This is a genomic window from Pseudoxanthomonas sp. UTMC 1351 (assembly GCF_040948865.1).
Lineage (GTDB): Bacteria > Pseudomonadota > Gammaproteobacteria > Xanthomonadales > Xanthomonadaceae > Pseudoxanthomonas_A.
In genome coordinates, this window is record NZ_JAVGJT010000019.1 from 12,651 (window position 1) to 38,835 (window position 26,185).

General features: G+C 63.4%; 25 protein-coding genes and 1 pseudogene. 15 read left to right on the top strand and 11 right to left on the bottom strand.

Annotated elements, in window-relative coordinates; genetic code table 11:
* Positions 1–42 precede the first annotated feature (42 nt).
* The 7 genes from AB6O04_RS13885 to AB6O04_RS13915 form a co-directional block, all read right to left on the bottom strand.
* A complete protein-coding gene (locus tag AB6O04_RS13885; protein ID WP_368564785.1) occupies positions 43–1,320 on the bottom strand; it encodes a S8 family serine peptidase in 1,278 nt (425 codons plus the stop codon).
* A gap of 38 nt (positions 1,321–1,358) precedes the next feature.
* The gene (locus AB6O04_RS13890; protein WP_368564633.1) at positions 1,359–2,003 is read right to left on the bottom strand and encodes a zf-HC2 domain-containing protein; all 645 of its coding nucleotides are present in this window, start codon (positions 2,001–2,003) and stop codon (positions 1,359–1,361) included.
* Positions 2,000–2,584 carry an RNA polymerase sigma factor gene (locus tag AB6O04_RS13895; RefSeq protein WP_368564634.1) on the bottom strand — a complete coding sequence of 195 codons (585 nt, stop codon included), beginning with the start codon at positions 2,582–2,584 and terminating at the stop codon, positions 2,000–2,002. Before AB6O04_RS13895 ends, AB6O04_RS13890 begins: the two co-directional genes overlap by 4 nt.
* Positions 2,585–2,702: 118 nt before the next feature.
* Positions 2,703–3,368, bottom strand: a complete 666-nt coding sequence (locus tag AB6O04_RS13900; RefSeq protein ID WP_368564635.1) for a hypothetical protein — start codon at positions 3,366–3,368, stop codon at positions 2,703–2,705.
* 216 nt (positions 3,369–3,584) lie between these two features.
* A complete protein-coding gene (locus AB6O04_RS13905; RefSeq protein WP_368564636.1) occupies positions 3,585–3,974 on the bottom strand; it encodes a cytochrome c family protein in 390 nt (129 codons plus the stop codon).
* Positions 3,975–4,000: 26 nt separating this feature from the next.
* Positions 4,001–5,326, bottom strand: a complete 1,326-nt coding sequence (locus AB6O04_RS13910) for a cytochrome C (RefSeq protein WP_368564637.1) — start codon at positions 5,324–5,326, stop codon at positions 4,001–4,003.
* Between the two features lie 59 nt (positions 5,327–5,385).
* Positions 5,386–6,012, bottom strand: a complete 627-nt coding sequence (locus AB6O04_RS13915) for a cytochrome b (protein WP_368564639.1) — start codon at positions 6,010–6,012, stop codon at positions 5,386–5,388.
* Positions 6,013–6,232: 220 nt separating this feature from the next.
* On the opposite strand from AB6O04_RS13915, the gene AB6O04_RS13920 reads away from it, so the two are divergent.
* The 15 genes and pseudogenes from AB6O04_RS13920 to AB6O04_RS13990 all read left to right on the top strand — a co-directional run bounded on the left by AB6O04_RS13920 (position 6,233) and on the right by AB6O04_RS13990 (position 21,705).
* Entirely contained in the window at positions 6,233–6,649 is a 417-nt protein-coding gene (locus tag AB6O04_RS13920; protein WP_337341780.1) for an FdtA/QdtA family cupin domain-containing protein, read from the top strand.
* A 1-nt stretch (position 6,650) separates the two neighbouring features.
* On the top strand, positions 6,651–7,331 hold the full coding sequence (locus AB6O04_RS13925; protein ID WP_368564640.1) for an acetyltransferase: 681 nt from the start codon (positions 6,651–6,653) through the stop codon (positions 7,329–7,331).
* Positions 7,332–7,338: 7 nt separating this feature from the next.
* A complete protein-coding gene (locus AB6O04_RS13930) occupies positions 7,339–8,292 on the top strand; it encodes a hypothetical protein (protein WP_368564641.1) in 954 nt (317 codons plus the stop codon).
* Positions 8,279–9,211, top strand: a complete 933-nt coding sequence (locus tag AB6O04_RS13935) for a GNAT family N-acetyltransferase (protein WP_368564642.1) — start codon at positions 8,279–8,281, stop codon at positions 9,209–9,211. The genes AB6O04_RS13930 and AB6O04_RS13935 overlap by 14 nt, the downstream gene beginning before the upstream one ends.
* Positions 9,212–9,240: 29 nt before the next feature.
* Entirely contained in the window at positions 9,241–10,356 is a 1,116-nt protein-coding gene (locus tag AB6O04_RS13940; RefSeq protein WP_368564786.1) for a DegT/DnrJ/EryC1/StrS family aminotransferase, read from the top strand.
* A complete protein-coding gene (locus tag AB6O04_RS13945; RefSeq protein WP_368564643.1) occupies positions 10,353–11,606 on the top strand; it encodes an O-antigen translocase in 1,254 nt (417 codons plus the stop codon). Before AB6O04_RS13940 ends, AB6O04_RS13945 begins: the two co-directional genes overlap by 4 nt.
* Entirely contained in the window at positions 11,603–12,550 is a 948-nt protein-coding gene (locus AB6O04_RS13950) for a glycosyltransferase family 2 protein (RefSeq protein WP_368564644.1), read from the top strand. Before AB6O04_RS13945 ends, AB6O04_RS13950 begins: the two co-directional genes overlap by 4 nt.
* Positions 12,547–13,728 (top strand): hypothetical protein, encoded by a 1,182-nt coding sequence (locus AB6O04_RS13955; RefSeq protein WP_368564645.1) that lies wholly within the window; start codon positions 12,547–12,549, stop codon positions 13,726–13,728. Before AB6O04_RS13950 ends, AB6O04_RS13955 begins: the two co-directional genes overlap by 4 nt.
* Positions 13,725–14,546, top strand: coding sequence for a Wzz/FepE/Etk N-terminal domain-containing protein (locus AB6O04_RS13960; protein WP_368564647.1), 822 nt, complete (start codon positions 13,725–13,727; stop codon positions 14,544–14,546). The genes AB6O04_RS13955 and AB6O04_RS13960 overlap by 4 nt, the downstream gene beginning before the upstream one ends.
* 359 nt (positions 14,547–14,905) lie before the next feature.
* On the top strand, positions 14,906–15,742 hold the full coding sequence (locus tag AB6O04_RS13965) for a class I SAM-dependent methyltransferase (protein ID WP_368564649.1): 837 nt from the start codon (positions 14,906–14,908) through the stop codon (positions 15,740–15,742).
* Between the two features lie 139 nt (positions 15,743–15,881).
* Positions 15,882–16,919: pseudogene (locus tag AB6O04_RS13970) on the top strand (amidohydrolase family protein); the annotation flags it as partial.
* Between the two features lie 323 nt (positions 16,920–17,242).
* On the top strand, positions 17,243–17,941 hold the full coding sequence (locus tag AB6O04_RS13975; protein WP_368564650.1) for a class I SAM-dependent methyltransferase: 699 nt from the start codon (positions 17,243–17,245) through the stop codon (positions 17,939–17,941).
* Positions 17,942–17,964: 23 nt separating this feature from the next.
* Positions 17,965–19,476 carry a radical SAM protein gene (locus tag AB6O04_RS13980; protein WP_368564651.1) on the top strand — a complete coding sequence of 504 codons (1,512 nt, stop codon included), beginning with the start codon at positions 17,965–17,967 and terminating at the stop codon, positions 19,474–19,476.
* 22 nt (positions 19,477–19,498) lie between these two features.
* Complete coding sequence (locus AB6O04_RS13985; RefSeq protein WP_368564652.1) at positions 19,499–20,587, top strand: glycosyltransferase family 4 protein; 1,089 nt, start codon at positions 19,499–19,501, stop codon at positions 20,585–20,587.
* A complete protein-coding gene (locus AB6O04_RS13990; RefSeq protein ID WP_368564653.1) occupies positions 20,584–21,705 on the top strand; it encodes a glycosyltransferase family 4 protein in 1,122 nt (373 codons plus the stop codon). The genes AB6O04_RS13985 and AB6O04_RS13990 overlap by 4 nt, the downstream gene beginning before the upstream one ends.
* Before the next feature lie 252 nt (positions 21,706–21,957).
* Here the strand turns inward: AB6O04_RS13990 and ribA are convergent, their stop codons facing one another.
* Genes ribA through AB6O04_RS14010 form a run of 4 tightly spaced genes read right to left on the bottom strand, consistent with a single transcriptional unit; the run spans position 21,958 to position 26,157 of the window.
* Complete coding sequence (gene ribA / locus AB6O04_RS13995; RefSeq protein ID WP_368564655.1) at positions 21,958–22,602, bottom strand: GTP cyclohydrolase II; 645 nt, start codon at positions 22,600–22,602, stop codon at positions 21,958–21,960.
* On the bottom strand, positions 22,599–23,450 hold the full coding sequence (locus AB6O04_RS14000; protein WP_368564656.1) for a class I SAM-dependent methyltransferase: 852 nt from the start codon (positions 23,448–23,450) through the stop codon (positions 22,599–22,601). Before AB6O04_RS14000 ends, ribA begins: the two co-directional genes overlap by 4 nt.
* Positions 23,447–24,667, bottom strand: a complete 1,221-nt coding sequence (locus AB6O04_RS14005) for a nucleotidyltransferase family protein (protein WP_368564657.1) — start codon at positions 24,665–24,667, stop codon at positions 23,447–23,449. Before AB6O04_RS14005 ends, AB6O04_RS14000 begins: the two co-directional genes overlap by 4 nt.
* Positions 24,668–24,675: 8 nt before the next feature.
* On the bottom strand, positions 24,676–26,157 hold the full coding sequence (locus AB6O04_RS14010) for a radical SAM protein (protein WP_368564787.1): 1,482 nt from the start codon (positions 26,155–26,157) through the stop codon (positions 24,676–24,678).
* Positions 26,158–26,185 lie beyond the last annotated feature (28 nt).

The following is a 26,185-nucleotide window of genomic DNA, read 5'->3' on the forward strand; positions in this document are numbered from 1 at the left end:
GAATCGTACTTCAATTACACCGCGCGTTGACTACACTCTTGATCACGGACGAGCCACCCGGCGCGACGTCTTGCCTGCATTCGCCAAAGCACTCACCGCAGCATCCGCGTTCACTTGCAGCAGTCCATCGCTGGATTTACTGGTCCGTCGCATGAGTTCGTGTGTGCTGCGTGCGTCCAGATTTGGCGAGAGGGAAAGCAGTAGGGCGGCCATGCCGCTGACGTGCGCGGCGGCCATGGACGAGCCGGAGGTGAAGTCGTAGCCGTTGCCCGGCTGCGTGGTCAGGATGTCGTCGCCCGGTGCATTGAGCACGCCGGGTGGGGCGGATGCGCTGCTGCTGGTACGGACGACTATCACGCCTGGAACATCGGCAGGAAATCCTGCGAGGCGGCCATCCGGAGGCATCGCGGCGATCACGATGCGGCCCTGGTGCAACAGCTGCTCAAGCAAGCGGCGCAATAGCGGATCGCTGGGACCGCCCAGACTGAGATTAATGATGCGCGCATGGCTGTCGACAACAGCCGCCAGGGCTTTGGCCAGAGTGAAGGAATTGCATTGCGCACTCGCACCGGAGGGTTGCGGGTACCAGCACGCTTTGTAGATGTTGAGCTTGGTCTTGGGCGCCATGCCAGCGATGCCGAGACGGTTGTTGCTGTTCGCGGCGATGATGCCAGCGACTTCGGTGCCGTGGGAATCGCGATTGAAGGCGGCCGTACCTCCTCCCACCAGATCATGTACGTCATGAATGCGGCCACGCAGGTCGGGATGGGCGGTGTCCACGCCGGTGTCGACGATGGCCACTTCCACACCCTTGCCCTGCGCACGGATCTGCGCGGCGGCGGCGTCGGTGGCGATGAAGCCGCGTTGCAGATCGATATAGGGATCGTTGTAGCGTGGCGCCGGCGCGTTGCGGTCGGGAGCGGGCTCGTTCGACGAGTAAACGGAGAAGTTCTGCAGCGGCTGCACCAGTTGGACGCGCTTGTCCGCGGCCAACGAAGCGATCAGTTCATCCCGCGACACGCCGGGCGGAGGCTGCAATACGGCGCAATACACACCAAGCGGCTTGATCGGCCATGCGGCTACTTCGCGCAGGCCGTAGTGACGCTTGAGCGCATCGAGCGTGAAGAGCGCTTGTCTGCCTGCACCGTAAGACCTGGCCGCGGCATAGCCCAGCAGGTTGGAACCGGCGCGCGTCGGTGCTGGCGCCAGCGGATTCTCCACCGCTATCACGATGTCGCGTTGGCTATCCAATGCGGACGCCTCGCTGGCCTGATCCCGCGGCGGCACCGGTCCGCTATCCAGGTGAGCGCAGCCAGCCAGTCCGAAGCTGGCTGCCAGCAGTAGAGCAAATCGTCGCTTCACGGCGTAGACGAAATGGGTTCTGCCAGGCGAATGCCAGGCGCGGCGCGCAGCTGTTGCACGACTTGCGAGGTCTGTGCGGCGGCATTGGGTGCGATGGGCGCAACGATATAGGCGCCCATGCCGTTGGGGCCACCGACCACCTGCAGTTGCAACGTACGCAGCAGCGCATTCCAATCAGACAACGGCATTTGCGGATCGGGTACTACCCTGACGGTTCCGGCCGCGACAGGGGCGGGTGCATCGCTGAGCGTGCGATAGGTTGGCGCCGGGTTTGCGGTGAGCAGCTGTGAACTCAATACGCCCAGGCCGATCGCCTGGGCCAGCACCGTGGCGACCAACGCCTTGACCAACCAGCCGCTTGATTGTGTCCGCGCCGGCGCCTTGCGCAGTTCGGGTGTGTCCACTTGCTTGAGCAGGCGCTGCAAGCCTGCTTCGGCATCGACCGGAACGTCGGCCGGCAGCGACATGGCCATGCGCAACCGGTTTTGCTGAGCAAACTCGGCACTGCACGCGTTGCACTGGGTCAAATGGGTGTGCAGCCAGTCGTTCTGTTCCTCGCTGGCGCTTCCTTGCAATACCCAGGGCATCAGCTCCCAGGCGTGGGAGCATTCTTGGCCGGGTTCCACGAAGAAGGTCTTCATGACAGTTTCTCCGTCAGTGTGGGGACGCTTCCGGCCAAGGCCGGCAGCACGTTGCGGAGCTTGACGCGCGCATGGAACAGCCGGGCTTTTATCGTGCCGACAGGGCAGTCCATGATGGTCGCGATGTCCTCCAGCTTGTAACCGACGCCATAGACCAACTCGATCACCACGCGCTGGTCGGCGGTCAGCCGTTCGAGCCCTTTGCCTAGCCAATCGCGCAGCTCGCGGTCCTCGTCCGGGTGATCGGCGGGAAAACGGTCCTCTGCCATTTCGCTGTCGTCGACCGGGTCGCTGCCATGCTGGCGTAATGCTTTCAGGCCGCAGCGGTAGGCGATACCCATGATCCAGGTGGATACCTGCGAATCGCCGCGGAAGCCTTCGGCTTTCTGCCAGACGATCCAGAAGCAATCGTTGATGACTTCCTCAATGATGTCCGGGCGGCGGGTCAAGCGTGAGAGGAACCGGCACAGCCGGCCGTGATAGTTCCGGTAAAGAACCGCCAACGCGTCGCGGTCGCCCGTGGCCATGCGTTGCAGCAGCACGCGGTCGGTGGCATCGCCCAGGGCGTCGGTGTCGTTCATGGCAGGCAAAGGGAGATCGGATTCCGAGTAGGTGCCGCCGCCAGGGCGAAAGGTTGCATCCTGCTCAGAAGCTGTCCCCGATCCGCATGCCGAGCGCAGCAGGATCGCGGGCAGGCTCTCAGAATGCCAGCGAAACCGTTGCGACCCAAGGCGATACACGCGGGCCGCCCCACGGGCGCGGCACGTTGGCACTGGTGGCGACCCGGTCCAGCTCGATGCTCCAGCTTCCGCGGCTCCATATCAATCCCGCATGCCCGTAACGGTAATGGCCGCTACGGTCCAGGCCGTCGTCGAACAGCGGGGGCTGGGCGATTCCCAGCCCGCCCGACAGCGCGAAATGCTCCGATAGCGAATGCTGCACGGTAATGTCCGCCGCGCCGTAGAGCCGTCCACTGCCCGGCATGCGCGATGCCGACAGGGAAAAGGTCACCATGTCTCGATAAGTCCAACCGAGGCTGGCCTCGGTCCGCTCGACGTCCCACTCCCTGTCGTCGACGGCATAGCGGTACCGGTAGTACGAGAAACTGGCCTGCGCCTGCCAGCGGTCGGACAACGTCCAATGGCGGGAGAGGGCGACGCCCGATTGCAGCAGGTGTTCAGGAGAGCGGGTTTCGACGGCGGCGGACAGGTCGATTGACCAGTCTGTGGCGGGCGCCCAGTAGACCGAGCCCTGCACGACAGGTGTGCGCGAGGTGATCGCGATGCCACGATCGACCAGCTGCGAATTGATCGCCACCGTACCGCCCAGATCGGCCGCCTTTGCCGCCAGTGCTGGACAAAGCATGGCGGTCAGCAACAGCCCATGGCTAAAGGGGGCCGCTATCCGCACGAGCGCCTGACGGGAGGCGTGGTGGTTAAGGCGGCGGACGGATCGTTGCGCAAGGTCGTAAACCGAAGGAATTCTGTGCTTGTACGCCCAGGCAGCGGCGGTCGTGCAAGCCGCGGCTGAAAGGGTGGACCGAGTATAGCCCTCCATAGGCAGGACGCAGCGCAGCGAGCTTCAACGCCGCGTACGCAGATAGGCGATGACCGCATCCACCTGCGCGGAATCGAGCCCTTCGTACTCCATCTTGGTTCCGGGCAGCGCCTTCTCCGCGGGCTGGGCCAGATAGCGGCGCAGGGTGGCCTCGTCCCACGTCCACCCCGCTTGACGCAGCGCTTTGGAGTATTTGTAACCAGGCACCGTGGCGGAGGGTCGGCCGATCACGCCGAACAGCGAGGGGCCCTTCTTGTTCTTGCCATTGGCTGCGCTGTGGCACTCGGCGCATTCGGACATGAAAACGCTGACGCCGGGATCGGCGGCATGCACGGCGGCAGGCGCCCAGGCGCCAGCCATCAACGCGCCGAGCAGTACGGCGCGCAGCAGGACGGGGACAACACGTAAGGTCATCGTGTTCGGCTCTTGGGTGGGGGAAATCAAAACGCCAGGCTTAAGGCGACCTGGAACTGATTCAGGTCTTCCGCATTGGTCGGCGCAAACGGACCGAACACGTTGTCGGATGCGCCATTGAATTTGCTGAAGCGAAACCACGTGGCGGAAAGGCGCATGTTGGCAATGGAGGTGAAGCTGTCTTCCTTGCCGAACGGCGTCCAGTACGCACTGATCAGATTGGCCGTGGTATCGGGAACCCCGTAAGGCGCGTAGCGCGCCGGATCGGCCGACCCGGTATTGATCATATGGGCCAGCAGCACGCCGTAACTCTGCCGGAAGGCGTAGTTCAAACTCAAAGTCTGGTCGCGCACAGAGCCGCGCCGGAAGGGTACCAACGCCGGATCTCCGCCGCCGAGCGGGTCGCCATAACGACGGCGCTCATAAATGTTGGTATAGGCCACGCTCACCACGTGCTCGCGATTGCCAAGGAACTGGTAGGTGAGGTCATAGCCGAGATCGGTAATATCGTTCGTCGGCCCGCCCACACGCGGACGCTGTTGCTTGGTGCTGAGCGCGGTCACGCCAGCCGAAAAGAAATGGCGTTTGAAGTCGCGCATGTAGACCAGGCGCATGTATCCGGTATCGCTGAGCCTGCCAGGGTCGCCGGAGACAGGGTAACCGAAGCGATCCTGCAGCGAGGTGGACATGCTGCGATAGGTGCCGAGTTCGCCATACCAGTTGCGGTCGTATACGCCGTATACGCTGGTGCCCAGCACGCGCCGCGACAACGGCGAGGAGTTGAGAATGGAGTTGGACGTGGCGTATGCCGATGGCGCCCCCAAACTGGAAGCCGCCGGCAGCACACCAATGGGGTCCTGTGCGCCAGGGTTGTTGTTGACGGTGACGCCGACCATTGCGTCCTTCTCGCCGATCTTGAACTTGCTGGCAACGAAGCGCAGATCCATTTCGGTGAGGCGGGTGTCGAACTTGTCGTTGCCGGTATTGGTGGAGGCGACCTTGACGTATCCGCCGACGTAGTCGGAGATGCGGCCAGCCAGGTACAGATCGGCTTCGTTGAGTCGCGAGGTGGTTTCGCCACGCGCTGGATTCGAATGCACGCCGGTGACCTGGGCGGAGACGGGAATCTTGATGCCATCGCCGTTGCCATCGGTATAGCCGCCTAGTTTGAACCGCATGCCGTACGGAGTCAGTGCCGGGCCGTAGCTGCCGATATGGCAGTCCGCGCACGCCGAGCCTGTCTGGCGCGCGAATGAAGGCACTGCCTGCGCGTATGGGCTGATCGACAGCATCAACAAACAGGCGATCGATCCAAGGAGGATGTGCAGTTGGCGATAGGGGACGTGCGGCATGGGAGTTCCTTGGTCGCTTGGAAGCGAAAAACTGCGGGTGGTGGGAAGACGGCGAGGCATCACTTACGCGTGCGCTTCGGCAACATGTCGCGCAAGACTCCGTCGCGCCGAATGAAGTGGTGCCACAACGCGGCGCCGACATGCAGCGTGACCAGCGCCAACAGCGCCCACGCCGCATCCAGGTGCCATGCTTGCAACGTGTCGGCGAGATCCGGATCCGGTTCCACCAACGTCGGCAAGGAGAGGCCTAGCAGGTGCACGGGCTTGGCCAGCGCATCGCTTAGCGCCCAACCGAGTAGCGGCAGCGACAGCAGCAGTGCGTACATCGCGACATGAGTCAGCGCGGCGGCGGCGCGCACGACCCATCCCATGCCCGCAGGCGCCTGCAATCGGCCCAGGCGCAGTCGCACTGCAATGCGCAAAAAGAACAGCGCGAGTACCAGCAGGCCGAAATGGCGATGACCTTCCAATAGCCATTGCCGTAGCGCGCGGCCATCTGCCTCGCCACGTACCAGGATGAATGCCACGGCCGCCACCAATGCAAGTGCGGTCAGCCAATGCAGCGCGACCAGCGATCGTGGCCGGGGCTGCCGCCAGGATGCCGCGCCGGCGTCGGCAACCGAGACAGGCTCCGATGGCATCGTGGCGGAAGGGACGGCGTCAGGGGAGGGGTTCGATGGCGTCATCTGGATGTTGGGTTTTCCGGTCAGCGAATCGTTCGATTGAAGACTCGTGGCGATGGTCTTCAGGGCGCGTACGGGAAGCCGCGTATCCCTATGTGCCGAGTTGCCGGCGAAAGGTTGCGTCGATCCCGCAGTCGTTCCGCCGAGCAACCTTCCACCGGCTTGGCGGCACTCAGCTATTGCAAGCGCTTCCTTTCAGGACGCCGTGGGGCACGCCCAGGTCATGACAATCGAACTCATCCATCTGCACATGCACGGTGACGACCGCGGCCAGCTCGTCGCGCTTGAGCAGGAGCGCAACGTACCTTTCGAAATACGGCGCGTGTACTACTTGTTCGCCACCCGGCAGGACGTCCATCGCGGGCAGCACGCGCACCGCCGTCTCAATCAGCTGGTGGTGGCGTTGCATGGGTCAGTGACTTTTTTGGCCGACGAGGGTCATGGTCCGGTCGAGGTGGTGCTGGACGATCCTGCTCGCGGCCTGCTGCTCGGCGGCATGGTCTGGCGCGATCTGTACGACTTCAGCGAAGACTGCGTGCTAATGGTGTTGGCCGACCAGTTGTATGACCCGGACGACTACATCGTCGACTACGACGAGTTCCTGCGCGAAGCGAACGGCGTTCAATGGCAGGAGGCCTAGCATGGCCAAGCCTCTGGTATTGGTCGGCGCGGGTGAGCTTGCGCAGATCGCCTGCGAATATTTCACCCACGACAGCGACCACGAGGTGGTGGCTTTCAGCGTGGAGCGTGACTACATGCCCACCCAAGGCAGCACTGCGCCTACGCTGGCCGGCTTGCCGGTACTCGCCTACGAAGATCTTGAGAGCCTCCATGCGCCGGACGAGGTGGACGTGTTCGTCGCCATCCCGGCCACCGGGCTCAACCGCTTGCGGACCCGCTTCTATCTGGACGCCAAACGCCGTGGTTACCGGTTCGCTAGCTACGTCAGTTCACGAGCCTTCGTCTGGCGCAATGCCGAGATCGGCGAAAACTGCTTCATCTTCGAAGGCAACGTCATTCAACCGTTCACCCGCATCGGCGACAACTGCATCCTGTGGAGCGGCAATCATATTGGTCATCGCACAGTGATTCACGAACATGCCTTCGTAGCATCCCACGCGGTGGTGTCTGGTTACTGCGAGATCGGCGCGAGCAGCTTCGTCGGCGTGAACGCGACTTTCAACGACGGTGTCAAGGTTGCCGCCGACAACGTGATCGGCGCCGGCGCGCTGATCACGCGCGATACCGATCCGGGCCGCGTTTACGTCGGTTCGCCGGCGCGTGCCGTGCCGGGTCGCTCCAGCTTCGACATCAAGCTCTGAGGCGCGGATGTTCGCCTGGGCCAAGAAGGGACTGGTGTTCGATGCCGCGCGGCATGGCGTGGGCGGCTGGATGCGCCATTCGGCGCTGACGCCGACGCCGTGGCGACTGGACGAAGAAACGCTGCGCGTCTATGCGGGCTTCCGCGACGGTGACGGCGTCAGCCGGATTGGCTACGTCGACGTCCGCGCTGATGATCCTACCGTCGTCGTGCGCGTCAGCCCCGAGCCCGTGCTGGATGTCGGACGCGGCGGTTGCTTCGATGACAGCGGCATGATTCTGGGCGATGTGGTGGAAACGCCCGAGGGTCTGCACCTGTTCTACGTCGGCTTCCAGCGCGTGGCGCACGCCAAGTTCCTGGCGTTCACCGGACTGGCGATATCTAGCGATGGCGGCGAGTCGTTCCAGCGCCGGCAGGAAACACCCATTCTCGATCGCGCTCAGGGCCGCAGTACGATTGCTGCCGTGCATTCGGTGCGCTACGAGCAGGGCCGCTGGCGGCTGTGGTATGCGGTCGGCGACGACTGGGAACGCATTGGCGAAGCGCCGTTTCCGCGTTACCACATCCGCTATGTGGAAACCGGCGATCTGGACGCGATCCCGCGCGAGGACCAAGTCTGCCTGCTGCCAAGCGGCAGCGAATACCGCATCGGCAGGCCTCGTGTGTACCGCTTCGATGGCCGCTACCTGATGTATTTCACCCGCGGCAACACCACTGGCGAGTACTTCCCCGGCCTGGCCGAGAGCGAAGACGGCGTGCAATGGCGGCGGTGCGACGAAGCATTGGGGCTGGCGCTGTCCGGCAGCGGCTGGGACGCGCGCACGCTGTGCTACCCGGCGTTGATCCAGCACCGCGACAAACTACTGATGTTCTACAACGGCAACGACATGGGCAGGGAAGGGTTCGGCTTGGCGGTGGCTGATCTTCCGCAACGCGCCGGGGAAGCGGATGTTCTTGGTTAGGCCATATGTCACCGCTGACGCCAAGGCCTGGGATGCGCTGGTGGCGAGTTCCCGCAACGGCAACCTGCTGCATCTGCGCGGCTATATGGATTACCACGCTGACCGTTTCGCCGATGCTTCGCTGGTAGTACAGCGGGGCGACGAAGTGGTGGCGGTGCTGCCGGCCAACATTCGTGGCGACGCTGTCGCCAGTCATGCCGGACTGACCTACGCCGGGTTGCTTTGCTCGCACGCGCTGCGCGCCGGATCGACATTGGCAGTGTTCGATCAGATCGGCGAGCACTACCAATCGCGGGGATTGTCGCGGCTGCTCTACAAGGCCATCCCGCATGTGTTCCACGCCTCTCCGGCCGAGGAAGATCTCTATGCGCTGCATCGGCTCGGAGCGCGCCTGCAGCGTCGTGACGTGTCCTCGGTGATCGCACTACGTGAGCCATCGAGGTTCACGCCTGAGCGGCGGCGCTCCATTGCCAAGGCAGGAAAGGCGGGTCTGCGCGTGCAGACCGGGCAGGACATGGCGGGTTTCCACGTGCTGCTCACGCAGGTGCTGGAACGGCATGGCGCAGCGCCGACGCACCGCTTGGAAGAGCTGCAGCTGCTATGCAATCGCTTCCCATCGCAGATCGTGCTGCACGAGGCGCGGGCCGGTGACGCATTGTTGGCCGGCGCGCTGGTCTACGACTTCGGCAAGACCGTGCACACGCAGTACCTGGTGGCCTCCGAGGAAGGTCGTCGTCTGGATGCGCTCAGCTTTTTGCTGGCCGATCTCATCGAGCGTGTTTACGCACAACGCGATTACTTCAGCCTCGGGATTTCTACCGAACAGGAAGGCCGCGTGCTCAACGACGGGTTGATCGAGCAGAAGGAGCGCTTCGGCGCACGCGCCATCGTGCACGACTTCTATGAGTGGACGTTCTGATGGACGTCGCTGCTTTCGACATGCCAACCTTGGACGTACCCTTTCTCGATCTGCGGGCTGCCCATGCACGCTACGTCGATGAATTGAAGACCGCCACCGCGCGGGTCATCGACTCGGGCTGGTACGTCATGGGCCAGGAATTGGCAGCCTTCGAGCACGAATTCGCCGCATACTGCGGCGTTGGCCAAGCCATCGGCGTAGGTAATGGCCTGGACGCGCTCACCCTGATCCTGCGCGGCTATCGGGAGCTGGGTCGACTGGCGGAAGGCGATGAAGTAATCGTGCCTGCCAATACTTTCATAGCCAGCTTCTTGGCCATCACCGAAAACCGGCTGGTGCCGGTGCCCGTCGAACCCGATCCGGCCACGTTCAACCTGGACGTGGCGCGGGTAAAAGCGGCTATCGGACCGCGGACACGCGCGATCATGGCGGTGCACCTGTACGGGCAGATCGCCGACATGGCGGCACTGCGGACGTTGGCTGATCGGCACGGTTTGTTGCTGATCGAGGACGCCGCTCAAGCGCATGGCGCGGCAATGGACGGCTGCCGTGCAGGCGCTTTCGGCGATGCCGCAGCTTTCAGCTTCTTCCCTACCAAGAACCTGGGCGCGCTCGGCGATGGTGGTGCCGTGGTGACCAGCGACGCCCCGCTGGCTGAGCGGATACGGGCGCTGCGCAACTACGGGTCGGACATCAAATACCGGCATCTGTTCCCCGGCGTTAATTCCCGTTTGGACGAACTGCAAGCCGCCATGCTGCGGGTGAAGCTGAGGTATCTCGACGAAGAGATCGATCGCCGGCGCGAAGTGGCGCGGCGCTATCGCAACGCTATCCACAACCCACAAATCCAGCTGCCGATGGTGGTGATGGAAGATGCGCATGTATGGCATCTGTTCGTCGTACGCAGCGTCCGTCGCGACGATCTGCAGCAGCACTTGCAAGCGCACGGCATCCAAAGCCAGGTGCACTATCCCGTACCGCCACATCGGCAGCCGGCTTATGCCGCATTGCTGGGAGGCCTGCATCTTCCCATCACCGAACGCCTGCACCAGCAGGTGCTGAGCCTGCCAATGGGACCGGCGATGAGCGACGCGGACGTGACCCGGGTGATCGCCGCCTGCCAATCGTTTGGGGATATCGCGTGAACGTGCTGCGCGCTGGCTTCTACACCGGCATCGGTACCGCCGCGCGACTGGTCGCCGCGTTGGCGGTCATCAAGCTGGTGGCCTGGTTCGCCGGTCCGGCCGGCGTGGGAAGGCTTGGGCAGTTCATGGGGCTGATGTCGCTACTGGCTGTGCTGGCAGGCGGCGGCATCAGTGCCGGCGTCGTCAAGTACGTCGCCGAATATCGCGATGATGCCCCCAGGCTTGCGCGCTTGTTGGGCGCGGCATTGGGGTATGCGTTCTGCGCGGCTGTCCTGATGAGCATGGCGGCGTTGCTGCTTAGTCGTCAGATCGCCCAGCAGTTGCTGGGCGACCCGCATTACCAGCAACTGATCATGCTGTTGGCATTGGCCCAGTTCGGTATCGCGCTGCTCAACTACATTCTTGCCATCATCAATGGCTTCATGGATGTGCGTCGATTGGCCTTCATCCATGTGACCGGGTCGTTGATCGGCGTAGCGCTGGCGGCGCTGGCCGGCCTGAAGTACGGGCTTGATGGCGCACTGTTCGCGTTGGTTGCCGGCCAGTTGCTCTGGCTTGTCGCCGCACTGCCGGCGCTGCGGCGGAGCCCTTACTTTCAGAGCGGCATGTTGCGCATGCGCTTCGATCGCGAGATGAGCGGCAAGCTGGCGGCGTTCTCGGTGATGAGCCTGGTCTCGGCGGTGATACCGCACCTGGTCGGCATCGCGGTGCGCGACACATTGGCGGCCCGATTTGGTTGGGAGCAGGTCGGGTACTGGCAGGCGGTAAGCCGGGTTTCCGATGCTTACTTGCTGTTCTTCACCACCGCCATCAATGTCTACTACTTGCCCAAACTGGCATCGATGCAGGACCGCACCGAGCTGGCGTCGGAGTTGAAGGCGGCCTATCGCTACCTCATGCCGATCGTGATCGCGGCCGCCGCCGCGGTCTATCTGTGCCGCGACTGGGTGACCCGCCTGCTGTTCAACGCCGACTTCGCTGCTGCCGAACCGCTGTACGGTCCGCAGCTGCTGGGAGACGTCGTCAAGATCGCTTCGTTCGTGCTGTCGTATCTGATGCTGGCCAAGGCCATGACGCGGTTGTTCGTGGTGTCCGAATGCGTGTTCGCGGTCAGTTACTTCGCGCTGGTTCTGTTGCTGTCGGAGCGCTTCGGGTTGATAGGTGCGATGTATGCATTCGTGGCCAACTACGTGTTGTACCTGGCGTTCAACATGGTGGTGGTGCGTCGGTACCTGAGGAGGCCTGTATGAGCGATCCCGCATCCACACCAGCCGGCGCATCGCTGCCGCTGGTCTCGGTACTGATACCTGCCTTCAACCATGAGCGCTTCATCGTACGCTGCCTGGACAGCGTGCTGGAGGATCCATATCCGTCGAAAGAGATCATTGTGATCGACGATGGTTCGACCGACGAAACCGCCACACGGATCGGCGAATGGGTGGCCGCGCACAAGCCTGTGCTGCCGGTGACCTACCGGCGCAGGGAGAACCGTGGCATCGCGGCTACGCTCAACGAACTGGTGTCGCTGGCCCGCGGTGGATTGCTGCGACTGGGAGCCAGCGACGACTACTTGCTGCCCGGCGGACTCGAAGCACAGGTGCGTTACCTATCTGCGCATCCACATAAAGCAGCGGTGATCGGCGATGCCATCGTCGTAGACCGCGATGGACGCACGCTGTACGAAAGCAGCATGAGCCATCTGTACGGCGTCGATAAGCGGCTATATCTCTCCGATGCCAGCATCCGCCAGGCGGTCATCAGCCATTGGGCGGTGAGTGGCGCGGTCACCTTGGCGCGGCGCGAGGCGCTCGCCGCCGCAGGCTGGAGCGAGGACCTGCACATCGAGGACTGGGATTTCTTTCTGCGCCTGGCCGCGCGTGATGCGCTTGGCTTCATCGACTTGCGCGTGTGCGCGTACCGGTTGCATGGTGGCAACGTCAGCAAGACCGCGCACGTTGCCACGCGCATCGCCAATCTGACCGAGTCGCGGCAGGTGGCAATGCGGCGTGCGGATCTGTTCGACGAACCTTGTCGGACACTGCTCAGGTCGCAGGCCCACCGCATTGCCGCCAAGATCGCTTTCCTGCAGCGCCGTCCCTTCGGCACGGCATTTCACCTCGCGGTCCACGCTTGCATGGCGCTTCTGGCGTTGCTGCGGCAGACGCCCGGTGCGCGCGCAACGAGAGCGGTATGAACCGGCTGCTGCGCATGCCGTCGAGCTACCTGGGCATACCCATGTTGTTCAGCTGTGGGGTGACCTTGCTCACCTACGACCTTCCAACCGAGTACTTGATCGGAATCGCGCTGCTGACGGCATTGGCGATGGCGACCGTGGCGATGGATCTGCTGCTGGGCGTCCGGTTGCCACCTTTGCAGAGATTCCGTGAGCGCCAGTACGCAGGAACGCGGGAATCTTTTCTCGCGCTGGCACTAGCGGCATGGGTGGCCGTGTTCTGCGTACTGGATCTGGTGCTGTTTCCGGTGCCTATTTTCAACGATCCGTCCTCCTACGCCACGCTCAGTCCACTCCACACCCACATCCGGCATCTGTCGAACATCTGCTGGGTACTTCCGCCCATCGCTCTGCTATGCATCAGGAACAAGCCGCTGCGCTATCAGGTCGTCGCCATCGGCTTTTTGTTCCCGGTGCTGGTGATCGACCGCAACCGGCTTCTGGCTTCCTTGTTTTCGTTCGCTGTACTGATCGTGCTGCGCCGGGACGCGGCACGGCCGTTGCCGTGGAAGACCATCTTATTGCTGGCGTTCGCCGGGGCAGCGGCGTTTTCGGTGCTAGGAACGCTACGCTCGGGGTCGATCGAGTCGGTGGCATTGCCGTTCAGCGATCTCTATCGCGCCGCGCCGCAGGGCGTCGAATGGCTGCTGCTCTACATCAGCGCCGGTCCGTACAACTTCAGCGCGATCCTGGCCAAGGAGTACGAGAACGCCAACTTCCTGGTCAATCAATTGGTGCCGATGAGTGGCTCCATTGCGACCGCAGGAACGGATATTCCACTCGACGCATCGAACATCAATGTCGGCACCGAGTTCTTTCCGTTCCTCATGGCCTGGGGGGCATCCGGCGCCGTCGCCGCGCTGCTGGCGCTCTACGCCGCACTGCTGTGGAGCGTACGACGGCTCGGTATCGCACTGTCGTTGTTTCCGCTGCTGATCTTTCTGCGCATCGCCTACACCTGCCTGATGTCGCCGTTCGCACCGCAGGCATTTACCTGGACCAACCTCGGCTTTATCGGCATGTGCCTGACGCTGCACGCCTTCACGGTTCTGTTGCCCGACCGCAACGCCGCCGCGCAAGCCGGGCTTCCACGACCCGTGCTTTTTCATAACAACCCGCCCAAGACTGAGCCGCAATGAAAGCAGAAGACGACATCTACCTGATCGACATGGGGCGGATACTGATCCGCCGTTGGCGCTGGTTCGCCGTGACGATGGTTGCCGTGCTGGCCGCGACCTTCGCTTTCACCTTCTTTGCGAAGCCGCAGTGGGAAGCGACCGCCTGGGTGCAGGTGGGTGAGTTCGGGCCCACTCCGGTCGGGCGCGATCCCAAGATCGAGCCATTCCAGCGCGCCATCGAGCGCATGAAGACGCGAGGCTACCAGGATGGCGTGCTCCGCGACCTGGGCCTACCCCTCAAAGGGCGCGATGCCGGACTTTATCGCAAGAGTCTGAAGCTGGCGCCGGATCCCTACGCCAACCTCATCCGTTTGAGCGTGCGTGCGGGTTCGCCGGAGTTGGCGCGGAAACTGGTGACGGCTACCGGTGCCCGCTTGCAGGTGATCCATCGCCGCATCGGCGCTCAACCAATGGCGTTCGCGCAAGCACGTCTGCAGACGGCGCGCGAGGAACTGCGCAGCGCCAGGGCCGAACGCGATCAGTGGCTGCAGAGAACTGGCGATGGCGCCCGTACCAGTAGCGAGGGTCAGCTGCTGGCCGGGATGATGCTGACCGAAAAGGAAGGCGTCATCCGCGGATTGAAGGCGGAGATCGATGATCTGGTCGTGCGGCTTGCTCCGCGCCACACCTACGACACCTCGCTGCCGTGGCCGGTTTACGTGCCTGACCGACCCGCGTCTCCCAACAAAGTGCTGGCCTGGGGCGTGGGTTTGTTGCTGGGTGCCGCGCTGGGGCTGGCGGCCGCGGTGGCAGGTAATGCGTGGCGGCGGCGGACGTAGGGCGGAGGGCGGACAAAGCTCCGGCTGTTGCCCCTTTACTAAAGGGGCTACGGGGGATTGCTTTCCTTCCAGAGCAAAAAGCAAATCCCCCTCAGATGCTTTTCAACCGCTGAATGGCGGGTCATCCCCCTTTTAAAAAGGGGGAGGCAAAAGCGAGAGCCATACTCGCTCACTGATCAGTGCTCACCGCTCCCCGAACTGAAGGGATTTCGCTTCATGGAACATAGACCCAACCAAATGACGTCCTGACGGCACTCACATGCAGATAGAAGCCGCCTTCTACGCGGCGCTGGAACGAGACATAGCATGTTTGTGGAAAAGACCGCCCCACTCGAATCCTTCCTGATGGCGGAGATGTCATGAAGTCAGCGGCGGATGACCGGTACGCCACGCTCGATGCCGAACAGCTGCTGGACACCCAGCGCGCTTTCGATAGCGTGGCCGCCGACTACGACGGACCTCGCGGCAACAATGCGCTGATCCAGCGCATGCGTGTCACGTTGTGGGATACGGTAATCAGCGAATTGCCGGTGGGATCGCGTCTGATCGATCTGGGTTGCGGCACAGGATTGGATGCGCAGGAGTTCGCCCGGCGTGGTTACCACGTGCTGGCTACCGACTGGTCGCCGAACATGGTCGAACGTACACGCGCACGCGCACAGGCAACCTCGCTGGAGTCGCGATTGACGGCCGCCCACGTCGGCGTCCAGCAGCTGGACCGGATCGAAGGCGAGTTCGACGGTATCTACTCCAACTTTGGCCCGTTGAATTGCGCGCCGGATCTGCAGGCGGTAGCTGCGCAATGCGCGCGCCTGCTGCGTCGCGACGGTCGCATGGTGTTCTCGGTAATCGGACGGATATGCCCTTGGGAGGTGGCGCACTACGCGACTCGCGGGCGTTTCAAGCGGGCTGCCGTACGGGCCACGCGAGGGGTGACGGCGGTTGGCATGAACGGCCACACGATATGGACGCGCTACTACCTGCCACGCGAGTTCTATCAGGCATTCGCCGAGCACTTCGCGCTGGAGAGCCATCGCGCGTTGAGTCTTTTCCTGCCGCCGCCTTACCTGGTGGATTTCTGCCAGCGCCGTCCTGGACTGAGCGAGCGGCTGGGCCGGCTCGACGATCTCCTGGGCGGAATGCCGCTGCTGCGCGCCATGGGCGATCACTTTCTCATCGTGATGCGCAGGCGCTGATCGCTTGAACGTGCACACAGCCAGTACCGGAATTCGCCTGCAGGGCGCCCGCTCGCTTCTGACTGACGGAGTTTCGAAGGTGCCCCTGGTGGTGCGTGATGGTTGTTTGGCCACGGAGCCGAGCAGGGCGGGCGCGCATATCGACTTGAGCGGACATGTGATCCTGCCCGGACTGATCAACGCGCACGAGCACCTGCAGGTCAACGCAGTGCCGAGGTTGCCGCAGGGCCAGCCGTTTCCCAATAGCTACGCCTGGATCGAAGCTTTCCAAAAGCACTTTGACGATCCGGCAGTCGCCGACGCGTTGCAGGTATCCAAAGCGACGCGTCTGCGGCACGGCGCGTTGAAGAACCTGCTGGCTGGTGTTACCTGCGTGGCGCACCACGATCCCTGGCATTCGGAATTGGACGCAGCGGATTTCCCGGTGGCGCTGCTGCGCAATTTCGGCTGGAGCTATGCGCTGGGTTGGCCCGGTTACGGCCCGGCGGCGCGTGAGAGTTTTGCGGCAACACCGGCTGAGCATCCCTGGATGCTCCACTTGGCCGAAGGCACCGACGCGGTGGCACAGTCCGAACTGACGGAACTGGAGCGGTTGGGATGTCTGGCGGCCAACACCGTACTGATTCACGGCGTTGGTCTGGCCGAACACGATATCGAACTCATCATCGAACGCGGCGCGGCGGTGGTGTGGTGTCCGTCGAGCAATCTGGCACTGCTGGGACGCACGCTCGATCCGCGCCAGTTGTACAACGCCGGACGCTTGGCGCTAGGCAGCGACTCACGCCTCAGCGGTGCACGCGATCTGCTGGAGGAGCTGCGCGTAGCTGTACGCCACGGCCTTTCGTCCACGCAAGTGCTGGAACTGGTAACCACCGCAGCGGCACGCATCTTGCGTCTGTCGTCGCGCGGCAGCTTGTCGCCGGGAGCGACTGCGGACTTTGTGATCGTTCGCGACCGTAGTGGCGAACCGGCCGACAGTCTGGTCGGACGCACGCGCGGCGAACTGAGAGCGGTCGTGCGCGATGGTCGACCGCGGATCGCGGATCCCGATTTCGCAGATTGGTTCGCCATCGCTGGCGTGGATATCGTACCAGTGACGCTTGATGGGTATCCCAAACTGCTGGCAGCCGAGCTTGCCGATCCGGGCGTTCTCGCGCTTGAGCCCGGTCTCGATTTGAGTAGGGACGAGCCTCAGTTCCTTCTCTCTCCGGGAGACAAATCGGCAGGACTGCCGATTTGCACGGCGAAGCTGCCCGGAGAGCCTGCCCGGAGAGCCTGCCCCGTACTTGATACGGGGGCGGATGAGGGAGTGGCAATAACGCGCCAGCCAAGTTCCTTACCAGCGGACACCTCACGCTCTCATCCGTCGCTGCGCGCCACCTCACCACCTGCCCCGGCCCTGCGCAGCGCGCAGGGCGTTCAGGCATGCACGAGCCAATGGCTCGTAAGCCGCATGCCTTCACCCCAGAGGGAGAAGGGGAGAGCGAAGAGTCTCTTTACATGAATCCCATTCCAGTAATGGAACCTGCCGAAGCCTACGCACTTTGGGCGCGTGAATATCCTGCGCACGCCCACAATCCGGTGATGTGCGCGGAGCAGCGCGCCTTGCTCGCTCTGCTGCCGACCGACTTGCGAGGCAAACACGTGCTCGATGCCGGCTGCGGCAGTGGTCGCTATTTGATACATGCATTGCAGCGCGGTGCGACTCGCGCGACAGGTGTGGATCTGTCGCCACAGATGCTGGAACGCGCCGCTATCGAGCTGAGCGTGTGCGGATTCGGCACCCGCCATGAACTGAAACAAGGTCGCCTGGAGGCGCTGCCCGTCGCGGACGGCGCTGCCGACCTGACGCTGTGTGGATTGGTGATCGGACATCTGCCGGAACTGGAACCCGCGTTGGCCGAACTGCGCCGCGTAACCCGGCCCGGTGGCGTCGTCCTGTGCAGCGATGTGCACCCCATCGGCCATGCGCTTGGCTGGCAGCGCGATTTCAAGATTGATGGAACTCGCTACGCCGTGTGCCATACCCAGCACCTCTACAGCCACTGGCACGCCGCGTGTTCGATGCTTGGGTTGGTCATTGAGGCGGTGTCCGAGCCGATGCTCGATCCAGCCGACATTCCCGCCGGTGCTCACTTCGATCCAGTCGCACTGAATGTCCCGGTGGCATTGGTGCTTCAACTTCGCTGCCCGCTGTGAACACCGACACGATGCTTTCGCCCATGACGCCAACGGCCAACACGCTGCTGGTCAACCCGACCATCACCTCGCGTTCCAGTGCGCGTTTTCCACTCGCGCTGTTGAATCTGGCGGAAGGACTAGACCGCAACGGTACAAGCCGGATCATCGACGGCAACATTGATCGCCACTTCATTGACACTGCTTTAAGTGCGCTGGCGGAACAGCAGTACGACGCGGTAGGCATCAGCGTCATGGGCGGACCGCAAGTCGCGCCGTCTATCGCTTTGTCCAAGGCCATCCGCGAACACTTCCCGGCCACGCCGATCGTCTGGGGCGGCTACTTTCCGACGCTTTATACCGACACCGCATTGGCCGCGCCTTACGTCGACTACGCGATCCGTGGGCAGGGCGAAGAGACCCTGCCTGCGCTGATCACCGCATTGCGCGGCGAAGGTTCGGCGCTGGCACAGATCGAGGGTCTGTCATGGAAGGATGGCGAAACCGTCATACATAACGCCAATCGCCGCTTCCTGCGCAGCAATCCGGCGCTGGCGCTTCCCTACGGCAAACTTGGTGATCCGCGGAACTACCTGGCGCGCACGTTTCTCGGTCGCCGAACCGCGGCGCACCAGGCGGCGTTGGGCTGCCGCTTCCGATGCACCTTCTGCGGCGTTGCGGCGATGTTCGGCGGCGCCACCGCGCTGCCAACCGCGCAGCGGCTGGAGCGCGAGTTGAGCTATCTCAAACACGGCCTGGGCGCCGACTCCATCCAGTTCTTCGACCACAACTTCTTCGATCGCGAAGTGGAAATGATTCCGCTGCTGGAGGTGATGGCGCGACTGGAGATGCCGTGGTGGTGCTACGCCCGCGCAGACGCGCTACTCAACTTGTCCGAAAGCACCTGGAAGCTCGTGCGCAAGAGCCGCTTGCGCATGGCCTACATAGGCGCCGAGTCGCCCAGTGGCGCCATGCTCAAGGAAATCCGTAAGGGCACCCGGCCAGATCAGACACTGGAAGCGGCCGAGTTGTGCCGACGCAACGGCGTGATCCCCGAACTGTCGTTCATGGTGGCACCGCCGGAAAACACGGAGGAAGAAACCGAGCGGACGTTCGAGTTCATCCGCGAGATAAAGCGCATCAATCCGCAGTCGGAAATCATCGTCTACATCTACACGCCGCTGCCGGAAGGCAGCCGTCATGAGAAGGATCGCGGCAAGCATTCGGCCAAGCCGCTTCTCGATTTGTACGGCGAGCCAGTGACGTTTCCGCGAACGCCGGAGGAGTGGACCGAACAACGTTGGGTCGACTATGCCTGCCACGCCGATGCGCCCTGGCTCAGCGATGCATTGCGCCAGCGCATTCGCGATTTCGTGACCGTGCTGCGCTGCCGCTATCCAACGGTGCAGGACATGCGCTCGCCACGCTGGGCCAAACGTGGTTTGAGCGCCATGGCGGGCTGGCGCTATCGCTTTCGCCAGTACGACCGGCCGTGGGAGTTGGACCTGGCCGACCGGCTGGTGCGTCTGCGCCGGCCTCAGGTTTCCGGGCTGTAGACATGTCGCGACGACGCCCGCCATGCATGTAGCGCAGATCAACCTGGTGTCTGCACCGGCCTTCCATGCACCGACGGAAGTGTTCAGGCGCTGGCCGTCATTGGCCGACATCGCAGAAGCGGTGGCCTGCGCGGGAGCACAGGTTTCAGTGATCCAGGCATCGCCCGTACCCGCCACGTTCACCCGAAGCGGAATCGACTATCACTTCATCGATCCCAGCAAGGGCATGGCCCAACTTGCAGGCAAGCTCCGCGACATCCGGGCGGACGTGTTGCATGTGCACGGGCTGGAGTTTGCCAGAGCGGCGCATGCCATCAAACGCTTGCTGCCGCACATGCCGATCCTGTTGCAGGACCACGCCAACCAGCCGCCGCGCTGGTGGCGCCGCATACCGTGGCGGCGCTGGTACGCGTCCGCCGCAGGCATCGCCTTCACTTCGCTTGAAATGGCGCAGCCGTTCCTGCAAGCGGAATTGTTTGCGCCGTCAACGCGTCTATTCGCCATTCCAGAATCCAGTAGCCGCTTTACCCCAGGCGATCGTACTCAGGCCCGTCACGATACCGGTCTCGACGGCGACCCATGCGTGCTGTGGGTGGGCCATCTGAGTCCTGGCAAGGACCCGCTTTGCGTATTGGAAGGCGTTACCCGGGCGGTATTGCAGCTGCCAGGCTTGCGGCTGTGGTGCGCATTCAACGACGCACCGTTGCTGGCGCAGGTGCAGCGGTGCATTGAAAGCGATCCACGCCTGGCAGGGCGGGTAGGGCTGCTGGGCAAGGTGGAGCACGCACGCGTGGAAACGTTGATGCGGGCGGCCGATATATTCGTCGCCGGCAGTCTGCGCGAGAGCTGCGGCTACGCGGCATTGGAGGCGTTCGCCTGCGGCGCGATGCCGGTGCTCACCGATATTCCCGCATTTCGCGCGCTCACCGATGGCGGCCGCGTCGGAGAACTCTGGCCCTGCGGCGATCCCGATGCATTGGCCGCGGCGCTGATCCGCGCGGCGGCGGAGCGGCCATCGCCAGCAGAACTACGCGCCCATTTCGATGAGCGCCTTTCGTTCGCGGCAGTCGGTCAGCGCTGGGCCAACGCCTATCTTGAGGTGTGCGAATGAAACTGGCGCTGGTGGTCCCGGGCGGTGTGGATCGCAGTGGCGAATTCCGCGTGATCCCGGTGTTGCTGACGCTGATCGAACGCCTGGCCAGAACGCACGAAGTACACGTCTTTGCCCTGCATCAGGAAGCCGCACCCGGGTGTTGGGAACTGGCCGGAGCCACCGTCCACAACATCGGCGACGGTTGGACCCGCCTGCGCGCGATTGCCGCCATTCGCGCGGAACATCACTGCGCACCGTTCGACCTGATCCAGGCTTTTTTTTCCGGCTACTGCAGTCTGGTGGCAGTAGCGGCAGCCCATTTGCTGCGTCGCCCCAGTCTTGTTCATATCGCCGGCGGCGAACTCGTTGCCTTGCACGACATCGAATATGGCGGTCGTCGCACATGGTCTAGCCGACTACGCGAAGCCGCGGTGCTGCGTGCCGCCGATACGGTGACGGCGGCCAGCGCGCCTATCATCGATTCATTACACGCGTTGGGCCTGGAAGCCCAACGGGTTCCACTTGGCGTGGACCTGCGGGCTTGGCCGCCACTGGCGCCACGTCGGCGCGGCAAAGGCGAGGCCAGACTGCTGCATGTCGCCAGCCTCAACCGCGTCAAGGATCAGTCCACGTTGCTGCATGCGCTGGCCATCCTGCAACGGGCCGGCGTGCCGTTCCGCATGGATATCGTCGGCGTGGATACGCTGCACGGCGAGATGCAACGACTGGTGCAGCGACTAGGCTTGGCCAATCAGGTCCACTTCCTCGAATTCAAGACCCAGCGCGAACTGCGCCCAATCATGGAAGCGGCCGACTTGCTGGTGATGTCGTCCTTGCACGAAGCGGGGCCGATGGTCCTGCTTGAAGCGGCAATAGCGGGGGTGCCGACGGTAGGCACCGCCGTCGGTCACTTGGTCGAGTGGGCACCCTCGGCCGCCTTGGCGGTACCGCCAGGCGACCCGGCCGCCTTGGCCGAAGCGGTGCGCCAGGTGTTGAAGGACGAGGATCTGCGGCTCCGGCTGGCCTGGGCGGCGCAATGCAGAGCGACACGCGAGGACGCCCGCCACACCGAGCGCGTGTTCGAGCGGATGTATCGCTGGCTATGCCTGGGTAGCGCGAACGCTGGAGCGATTTGAATCTGCACCGGCACACGGTCTGTCGTTGTGACGGTGTGCTTTGAGGGAGGCTTCCGGCTAGAAAACGATGACCAGCACCGGCGATTCCCTTGCGGGAGATGTGGAAACGGCCAAGCGCTGCCAGGGCGCCAGGCCAGTCCGCCTTCGGCAGGAACTCTTCGCAGGTTTTCGTCGATGTCTGATCTATCGGCCTGCCGGGCGTGATCGACAACAGACAGCGTTCTGAGCCCGCAGCGTCGCGCTCCGCCTGGGTTATTTTTCAATCTCGCCTGGAAGCACGAAGGCGTGGCCCGCGTGGCGGATCTTGGTTTCCAGGTAGCGGAAGTTATGCCGGCTAGCGTAGACGCCGGTTTCTCGGACGGAAGCCACCGCGATGCCGAGTCGTTCAAGTTGCCTGCGCTTGTCCGGATTATTGGTGAGCAGAGCGACGCGCATCACGCCGAGCGCCGTCAGCATTTGCGCCGCCGCGGTGTAGTCGCGCTCATCGTCGCTGTGGCCCAGAGCGCGGTTGGCTGCAAAGGTGTCATGCCCAAGATCCTGCAGGCGATAGGCGTCGAGCTTGCGGTACAAACCGATTCCTCGTCCTTCCTGCCGCAGATACAGAAGATATCCGCCTTCGTCATGCAGCAGCCGAAGTGATTGGTGAAGTTGAGGGCCGCAATCGCAGCGTGCCGAACCCAACACATCGCCGGTCATGCATTCCGAGTGCAAGCGCACGAGTGGCGTGCCCGTCGGATGCCCGAACTGGAGCGCCACGTGTTCTTTGCCGTCCACCAGTCCATTGAAGCTATGGAGTAGCGCGAGCGCCTCGCGGCCGCCGAGAAAGATTGGCAGCCGTATCGTGGTGCGGACGCAAGAAGACGTGGCAAGGACAGCGTCGGGAGTGGTCGGCGTCATTCCGGCTCCACGGCCCCAACCACCAGGGTAAAGCTCTGCAGGAAATGAAAATCCGGGCGACGCAACGCGAAATCCGGATGCTCCGGATCGCACAGGCGCGTCAGCTGCTCGTAATCCTCTTTCAGCAGGTAGGGCCGCAGCCGCGCTCCCCACGTGCTTTGGAATATGGCCTCGACCAGATAGTGCTCGTCCTGCGCGCTGACCGGCGACACGCGTTCGATCATGAACGTGCGAGCGGTGACGTTGTGCAGCCCAGCCGCGCGAAGCAGACCCACGAGGGAACGGACAGCCGTCAGGCCGCGCTCGCTGAGCTGGTACCGATGTCGGTAGTACTGGCGCACGGCTTCGTTGGTCAACCGCTCCAACCGCGAATCCCATGCGAAGTACATGTCCGGAAGCAACGAGCTCTGGCCCAACGCGATGCGACCGCCGGGCCGAAGCAATCTGGTCGCCGCCTTCACCGCAGCCAATGGATCGTGCAGATGATTGAACGTATTGACGGACCAGATCGCATCGAAGCTTGCCGGTGCCAGAGGCGTCGTCAGTAAGTCTGCCTGGATGACCCATGCATTTTCCGGGCGGACGGCGCGGGCAGCGGCAATGTGGGCGGTTGCCAGATCCATGCCAACGACCGTGCCTTCTCGTCCTACTTCGGCGGCAAGCCAGCCGAGCGCCTCGCCGGTGCCGCACCCGGCGTCGAGGACGCGCATTCCTGGTTTGAGTGCCAGGGTTGCGATCGCCTGGCGCAGTTCCGGCCGTGCGAATGCATTGAAGAGTTGCAGTTTGCGCGAGTAGTCGCGCGCCGCCGTATCGCCGAGCCGTCCGTGGGATGAGGCGGGAAGGTTCATGCGCCGGTTCGCGCGTAGCCGTCCAGCGCCGCGCGCACGACGTAAAGCGTATCCATGCGGGGAACGGGGCGAGTGAGGCGGGTCAGCAGGCGTCGGCCATGAGGCAAGGTGACCCAGCTCTGGTCCTGCAACCAGAGCTGCGTGCGCACCATGTCGGCGCGCTCCCTGCGGCTTTCCTCCGTTGGACGGAGACGGTTGCGCAGGTAAGCTGCGGCCTCTTGCAGCGAACGCGACCACTCGATGCCGGGCAGTGCGGGCAACCACAAGTTGGAGCACGATGCCGCCGTCAGATTCTGCCGGCGAAAGAGCAGACGTAGCAGCGTAGGACAGTCCGCGCGCAAGCGTGCGAGAACAGCCTTCGGGAACGGGTCGCGGTAGTAACGGCAGATCAGTTGGAGCGGAGGTAAGGCCCACCACGGAACACCGGCGGCGCCTTCGCCCCACAACACCTGCCAATCGCGCATGGTCATGCGCCTGGCCAGCAAGGCGATATCGTTCAGATGTATCAGGCGCAGGCTGCGGCTGCAGAGGTTGCCAGCCGCATGCAGCAACAAGTGGCTCATCAGCGCGCCGTTCGAGGGATACGGATTCAAGCCAGGCCGGCGATCCACCGGCAGGATCCGTTCGGTGATGTCCACGCATGAGACCGGAAGCCGCTCCTGGATGCGGGTATGCAGTTCGATATTGATCGGCGTGTCGCGGTGTTCGCCCAATCCCGGAGTCGGGTGGCCCGCAGCGGGCTTGAATACACGGTGCTTCCACTGGGCGAAGGATTCGACGTAGCCGATACTCCGCAACAGGTCGCCGACTTTCTCCGCGTCGGCGTCGTCCACCAACAGGTCGATATCGGCCATGGGGCGATCGCCTGGCATATACAGGCCCAGCGAGTGCAAGGCGGCTCCCTTCAATGCAACGGCCGCCACGTTGGTGGCTTGTGCAGCTTCGTCGATATGTTCCAGCAGTGCGGCCACGCGGCGATGACGATGTTCCACGTGCGCACGCTGGCTGGCGAGAAATCCGTTCCAGTCCGGATCGGGCCACAGGGAAAGACGCTGTAGCAGCGGCGATATGCCGTGCGCCGCCGCCGCCGCGGAGGCGAGTTGCCATTGAAGCGAATTCCATGCAGGCATTGCATTGCCCGGCCGCGCCAGTTCCTGCGCCAGTGTTTCGGTAGCCACGCGCAGACCGGTGCGGAGTGTCTTGAGTGATGGCTGCATGATCGGAATCAACCGCTCAGTACGGCGGCGATCCTGCGACCGGCGGGTGCCAAGGGTTCGGTCCTGTGCTGCTGTTCGCGAGCGATCAGCGCATCCCATTGCATATCAAGGGATGCCTGGCCTTCCGCGAAATCTTCCGTGGAAAGCGTCGCCCGCCCGCATTGCAAATCGACCTGCAGGTGCAGGAGGTTGCGTACGCTTCGATAGAACTCCGAATCGTAGGCGCCATGAAACATCATCGCCAGATCGTCGCTGTCCTGCCAATGCGTCTTGCGGCCGAGCTGACGCTTGACCTGTTCGTAGAACGGCGTCCCCGGCAATGGATACGACACGCTTACGCCGATGTCATCGGGTTGTGCGCGCGCAACCAGTTCACGAGTGGCGAGGATGTCGTCTAGTTCTTCGCCGAGATAGCCCAACTGAATGAAGAAGCCGACACGGATGCCGTGCCGGCCAAGCCGCTCCCGGGCGGCAATCACGCCTTCGACCTGGGTGCCCTTGGTCATGCTGTCCAGCACCCGCTGGCTGCCGCTTTCCGCGCCGATCCACGCCTCGATGCATCCGGCCTGGGCGAGTGCGGCCGCCATGCGCTCGCTGGCCAAGTCGGCACGAGTCTGGATGGTGAAAGGAACAGAGCCATCGGCTTCGCCGAGCAGCGCAGCGAACTCCTCCACCCATTCGACATGGAAGCCGAAGATATCGTCCGCCATCCACACATGGTCCGGCGCGAACGTGCGCTTGAGGTGGATCATCTCCGCGGCTACTTCATCAGCGCCGCGCCGTTTGTAGTGGTTGCCCCAGATCGGTTTGGCGCACCAGTTGCAACGGAAGGGACAACCTCGCGACGCCGCCATGTTGAGGCTGAAGTGACCATGGCGTTCCAGCCACATATGCCGGTAGCGGGCCATATCGACCAGATCCCAAGCGGGCAGGCCCGACAGCCGTGCATCCGGCGGCTGCGTGCCAATGTGCGCACGCTTGAGCGAAGGCTGCGCGCCGGTAGCGATGCCGGCAATCTCCGACACCCAGGCATCAATGGCGATATCGGGAGTGTGTTCGAGACGGGATACCAGTTCGACCAGCGCCGGAATGCCTTCGCCAATCAGCACCGCATGCGCACCCGCGGCGAGGAATGCCTCCGGCTGGTCCGAAGCGTCCGAGCCCGCCACGATCACCCGGCTGCCGCAAGCGCGTGCTTCGGCGATCATCCTGCAGTTGGCCTCGCGCATCCGGCTCAGGCACATCTTGGTCAGGAAATTGAAGTTGTCCTCGTAGAACACCACCAGGTCCGGCTGCGCGGCCTGCACCGATGCCGTGTAGTTCTCCACGCTTTCGGCCAGCATCGCATCGAACAGCGACACCTCATGGCCCATCCGCCTCAGGAGCGCGGCTACCTGGAGCGTGGCCAGGGGAGGGTAGGGCTTGCCGCGTTCCCATTGCTTCGGGTCGTAATGCAGAAAATAGGAATGGCCGATCTGGATCTTGAGCATCTGGAGACGCGCCTCGTGGGTGCCAGGC

Coding starts and splice junctions, on each gene's coding strand:
- AB6O04_RS13890 (WP_368564633.1), bottom strand. CDS start 2,003: ATGAAGACCTTCTTCGTGGAACCCGGCCAAGAATGCTCCCACGCCTGG.
- AB6O04_RS13895 (WP_368564634.1), bottom strand. CDS start 2,584: ATGAACGACACCGACGCCCTGGGCGATGCCACCGACCGCGTGCTGCTG.
- AB6O04_RS13900 (WP_368564635.1), bottom strand. CDS start 3,368: ATGCTTTGTCCAGCACTGGCGGCAAAGGCGGCCGATCTGGGCGGTACG.
- AB6O04_RS13905 (WP_368564636.1), bottom strand. CDS start 3,974: ATGACCTTACGTGTTGTCCCCGTCCTGCTGCGCGCCGTACTGCTCGGC.
- AB6O04_RS13910 (WP_368564637.1), bottom strand. CDS start 5,326: ATGCCGCACGTCCCCTATCGCCAACTGCACATCCTCCTTGGATCGATC.
- AB6O04_RS13915 (WP_368564639.1), bottom strand. CDS start 6,012: ATGACGCCATCGAACCCCTCCCCTGACGCCGTCCCTTCCGCCACGATG.
- AB6O04_RS13920 (WP_337341780.1), top strand. CDS start 6,233: ATGACAATCGAACTCATCCATCTGCACATGCACGGTGACGACCGCGGC.
- AB6O04_RS13925 (WP_368564640.1), top strand. CDS start 6,651: ATGGCCAAGCCTCTGGTATTGGTCGGCGCGGGTGAGCTTGCGCAGATC.
- AB6O04_RS13930 (WP_368564641.1), top strand. CDS start 7,339: ATGTTCGCCTGGGCCAAGAAGGGACTGGTGTTCGATGCCGCGCGGCAT.
- AB6O04_RS13935 (WP_368564642.1), top strand. CDS start 8,279: ATGTTCTTGGTTAGGCCATATGTCACCGCTGACGCCAAGGCCTGGGAT.
- AB6O04_RS13950 (WP_368564644.1), top strand. CDS start 11,603: ATGAGCGATCCCGCATCCACACCAGCCGGCGCATCGCTGCCGCTGGTC.
- AB6O04_RS13955 (WP_368564645.1), top strand. CDS start 12,547: ATGAACCGGCTGCTGCGCATGCCGTCGAGCTACCTGGGCATACCCATG.
- AB6O04_RS13960 (WP_368564647.1), top strand. CDS start 13,725: ATGAAAGCAGAAGACGACATCTACCTGATCGACATGGGGCGGATACTG.
- AB6O04_RS13965 (WP_368564649.1), top strand. CDS start 14,906: ATGAAGTCAGCGGCGGATGACCGGTACGCCACGCTCGATGCCGAACAG.
- AB6O04_RS13975 (WP_368564650.1), top strand. CDS start 17,243: ATGAATCCCATTCCAGTAATGGAACCTGCCGAAGCCTACGCACTTTGG.
- AB6O04_RS13980 (WP_368564651.1), top strand. CDS start 17,965: ATGACGCCAACGGCCAACACGCTGCTGGTCAACCCGACCATCACCTCG.
- AB6O04_RS13985 (WP_368564652.1), top strand. CDS start 19,499: ATGCATGTAGCGCAGATCAACCTGGTGTCTGCACCGGCCTTCCATGCA.
- AB6O04_RS13990 (WP_368564653.1), top strand. CDS start 20,584: ATGAAACTGGCGCTGGTGGTCCCGGGCGGTGTGGATCGCAGTGGCGAA.
- ribA (WP_368564655.1), bottom strand. CDS start 22,602: ATGACGCCGACCACTCCCGACGCTGTCCTTGCCACGTCTTCTTGCGTC.
- AB6O04_RS14000 (WP_368564656.1), bottom strand. CDS start 23,450: ATGAACCTTCCCGCCTCATCCCACGGACGGCTCGGCGATACGGCGGCG.
- AB6O04_RS14005 (WP_368564657.1), bottom strand. CDS start 24,667: ATGCAGCCATCACTCAAGACACTCCGCACCGGTCTGCGCGTGGCTACC.
- AB6O04_RS14010 (WP_368564787.1), bottom strand. CDS start 26,157: ATGCTCAAGATCCAGATCGGCCATTCCTATTTTCTGCATTACGACCCG.